Source organism: Haloferula sp. A504, from assembly GCF_044385805.1.
Classification (GTDB): Bacteria; Verrucomicrobiota; Verrucomicrobiia; order Verrucomicrobiales; family Akkermansiaceae; genus Haloferula.
The window spans coordinates 1-4,098 of sequence record NZ_JBISBU010000117.1; the positions used below are offsets into that span (position 1 = coordinate 1).

Sequence of the window (4,098 nt, forward strand, 5' to 3'; positions counted from 1 at the left end):
ATCCGCCGCCACCATCCACGATCCCGGAGGTATCCCGGAAATTGGCCGGTGGGTGGCCCCGCGCGGCCCCATCTCCCATTGGCACTTCCATCTCCTCACCCCGGCACCGGTCCCACCGTGCCTCCCTCGACGAACTCCGCCGGGGTCAGGGTCTGCCTCCGGTCGGCCTTCCCCTCCGCGATGTTCGAGGCCCAGCGCAGGATTCTGCGGATCACCGGACCATGATCCCAGCGGATGTGCGCCACCGTGGGGCGGCACCAGACGAAGGTCGGATCGGGATCCGAGCAGATCAGCGACACATTCCTCGGCGCCAGGATGCCGCGTTGCGCCAGGTGCTCCTTCGCCGCATGAAAAAGAAACGGCTCGTCGATGATCAACGCCGTCGGCGGGGTGATTCGGAAGAGTTCGTCCAGCATCCGGTGAAATCCGTCGGCGTTGTCTTCCCACTCGGGCAAATTGTAGGCACCCGTGGAGAGTCCATGCCGCTCCATCTCAGCAAACTTCGCCCGTTCCACCAGACTCGGCCCGCCGACCCGCTGGCTGGCTCGAACCAGCGTGACGATCCGCCGGTGCCCGAGCTCGATCAGGCGCCGGACCACCTCGCGCCCGGCCTGCTCATGGTCAGGCCCGACCCCCGCGATCGGAAGCGATCTCCGGCGTCCGAAAAGCGCGAAGGCCGACGCCTCCTGCCCGACGAACCACTCCAGCACCGACTTCCCGGCGGAGCCGACAATCCAGGCGTCGGCCTCCGTTTGCCGGACCATGCGGCTGACCCGTCCGACATTCATCCCCAGTTCCGTCAGCGTCTTGGGCGGGTCGATGACACGATACCCCGATTCCTTCAGCCGATGTTGAAGATCGATCATGTAGGGCTCCAGCCGCGACGGAGGGTCGTAGTCGAGAATGGCAATTCTGAGAGCTGTGGGAGGCCTCCGAAGCGCCGAGGCGACGATGCGCCGGCTTCGCCCCCTTCCCTGGTTCTCCAGGATTCCTTCGCTCTCCAGCTGCTCCAGGGCGAGTTGGACCGTCTTGCGGCTGACCCCCAGATCGTCCGCCAGCCAGCTGATGCCCGGCATGCTGTGACTCCACCGGCCCTCGCGCAGATCCCGGCGCAGCCGGGCGGCCACCTGCCCCGTGATGCTAAGAAAATCCATAAAGTCAACTAGCTCAATCGGAGGCTGGTCGGCAAGCCCATTTCCCATCGACCCCGGCCCGCGGTTCATGTCGGATGGTCGTCAGTCTTGCGGTATGTCGTTCGACAAATCCTGACTCAATTGATCAACCCAAAATCAAACTCAGAATAATCCATGAAATCAAAATCCAGCCTCCCAATCCGGCTAAGCCTCATGGCAACAGCCTCCCTCACCCTCGCCCATGCCGCCACCCTCACTTGGGACCACGATGCCGACGGCACGGCCTCCGATGGCAACGGAGCCTGGCTCGGTGCGAACCAGTGGCTGGACGGTGTTCCCAGCCCGGCAACCTGGACATCCGGTGACGACGCCGTGTTCGGCAGCGGCGGAAGTATCGGCGACGGCGTCACGGTCACGCTGGACAGTCCCACGACGGCCAACACACTGACCTTCAACAACTTCACCTCGAACCGGAGTGATCGGTATTACGGGATGGGAAGCTCCGGCCAGGCACTCACTCTGAGCAACGGCATCGTGATGAACGCGGGAGCCGGCCCCGTGAGACTCGTCAGCCCAACCATCTTGGGTGGGACCCAGACGTGGTTGAACAACACGACTTGGACGCTGAGGTCCGATGGTGGACTGGACTACGGCGGCAACGATCTGACTTTCGACGGCACCGGCAATTTCTACTTGAAAGGCACAGGCAGCAATCTCGGCGACCTCATTATGAATAGCTCCGGCCTCGCCAATATTCGAGAGATGCCCACTCCCGCCGACCAGCTCATTGTCAACGACGGTGTCGTTCTGATCTCCAACAACCTGGGCTCCGGCAACGTGGCTCTGAACAACGGGATGCTGACCGACTACTACCGCGCGACGACAATTTTCCCCAACGGCTTGGGCACGGGCACCGACCAAATCCAGATCTTTGGTGACAGCGGCTTCGGCGCGGGCAACGGCGGTTCCAACTGGAGAATCGGTGCCAGCAATTCCGTCCTGCAGTGGGGCAGCACCCACTTCAACCCGACCTCATTCCGCCTGCGTGCCCCGCTCGGCGACAACAACGGTCCCAGCATCTACGGCCAGGCATATCTGCAGAACGGGCTCGACCTCAACGGCAGCGCCCGGACGATCTGGGTGAATGGCGGGAATGGCCCCGATTACAAAAACCCAATCCAAGCATTGGGAGGAATCAATGCAGGCCTCTCGGATACTGCGGGCGGAGGCAGCTTGGTCAAGACCGGTGGAGGCACACTTGTTTTCGGTGACGTCGCCAACACTTATGATGGTGGCACCACCGTCAACGGGGGATGGATCCGATACGACCGGGCCGACCAGATGCCCTCCACCGGAAACCATGCCTTCAACGACGGATCCGGCCTGTGGGTTGACATCGGCGACTCCCCCCGCTTCTCCACCGCAAGCTCCGGTGCGGGCTCGCTCGGTGGACTTCTGAGCGGCACCGGTCCGGGCACCAGCACCACGAGCTTTTCCGGAAACGTCGACCTGATCCTTGAACCGAGCGGCACACCGGACTATGCGGGCGACATTCCGGCATCGATCCGGAATGTGACGATCCATAACGGCGACATGACGCTTAGCGGCACCAACAGCTTCACCGGCTACCTTTGGGTCGGTTTCCAAGAGCAGAATGCACGCGTCGTAACCTTGGGATCAAGCACGGCAATCCCGACTGGTGCCGATGTGAAGGTTGATACCAGGGGCACTGCCAGGTTGAACCTCAACGGCAACAGCGTGACGATCGGCAACCTGCAACTTGGCAGCAATAATGGCGGACAGCAGGGAACCGTTGAGGACACCGTCGGCGGTGCCGTCCTCACGCTGACCAACGGGATCCTTTTGGACTCCCACAACGATGGCGGGGGGCGCGTCTCCGTGGACACCTTGGATCTCAATAATACCACGCAGACCTTCACGCATAATGGCAACAACCGGGGCACTCCCGATCTCATCATCGAGTCCGCCGTTCAGAACGGTGGCCTGATCACCAATGCGACCAACGGCCAGTCCGAGATCTACCTCAACGGTGCCAACACCTACGCCGGCGGCACGACCCACCAGGCCGGTCGCCTGGTGATCAACGGCTCGCTCGCTGATGCCACCATGGACGTCCAGGGCGGCAACGTGCAGGGCTCCGGCACCCTGACTTTCAACATCTCGGGGGCCTCGATTGACCAGGTCGTCACCTCGGGTGGATCGATCGACATCTCGGGGATGACATGCGAGGTCCTCGGCACCCCCACTGAAACCGAATACATCCTGGTGGATGCCACCGGCGGCGGGTCCTACTCAGGCACCTTCGCCAGCTCGAGCCTGCCTGCCGGCTACTCACTGGATTACGCCACCGCGAACATCGTGAAGATTGTCGGCACCCCGGGCGGATCGCCCTTTGAAACCTGGGTTGGCACAACCGGCTCCAATCTCGGCTTCGATGAAGACAAGAACGGCGACGGCATCGACAACGGCATGGCCTTCCTGCTCGGCGCCGCCAATCCCGACGTCGATGCCAACGACAAGCTGCCAACCGCCACTGAAAACGGCAGCGGCGGGCTGGTGATGACCTTCCAGATGCTCGACTCGGCCAGCCGCGGCACCGCCGCCCTCAGTGTGCAGCACAGCGGCGACCTCGGCGCGACCGATCCGTGGGGCCCGCTGTCACCGGCCGCCCTCGTGCCGGACAGTGGCACCGGCGTTACCGTGGAGGGCGTGGACTTCACGGTCACCGGAACCGGCACACTCGACGTCACCGCGACCATCCCGTCGGCCGGCAACGCCATCGGAGGCAAGCTCTTCGGACGACTCCTCGCCACCGAGTGATCGACGATCGAACCTGAATTCCAACGCCGGGTCCGCCAGTCGGGCCCGGCGTTTTCCTTTTCCGGAAGGACGGCTCAAGAGGACCGCCGATCTCCGAATCGGCATCTTTGGGAATCTGGAGGGG

Annotated in this window: 2 protein-coding genes; one reads left to right on the forward strand and one right to left on the reverse strand. The window is 63.0% G+C overall.

The features are described from left to right. Positions 1–95: 95 nt before the first annotated feature. Positions 96–1,127 (reverse strand): substrate-binding domain-containing protein, encoded by a 1,032-nt coding sequence (locus ACG2LG_RS23560; protein WP_396263283.1) that lies wholly within the window; start codon positions 1,125–1,127, stop codon positions 96–98. A 219-nt stretch (positions 1,128–1,346) separates the two neighbouring features. On the opposite strand from ACG2LG_RS23560, the gene ACG2LG_RS23565 reads away from it, so the two are divergent. Then, the gene (locus tag ACG2LG_RS23565) at positions 1,347–3,974 is read left to right on the forward strand and encodes a beta strand repeat-containing protein (RefSeq protein WP_396263285.1); all 2,628 of its coding nucleotides are present in this window, start codon (positions 1,347–1,349) and stop codon (positions 3,972–3,974) included. Positions 3,975–4,098: the final 124 nt, after the last annotated feature.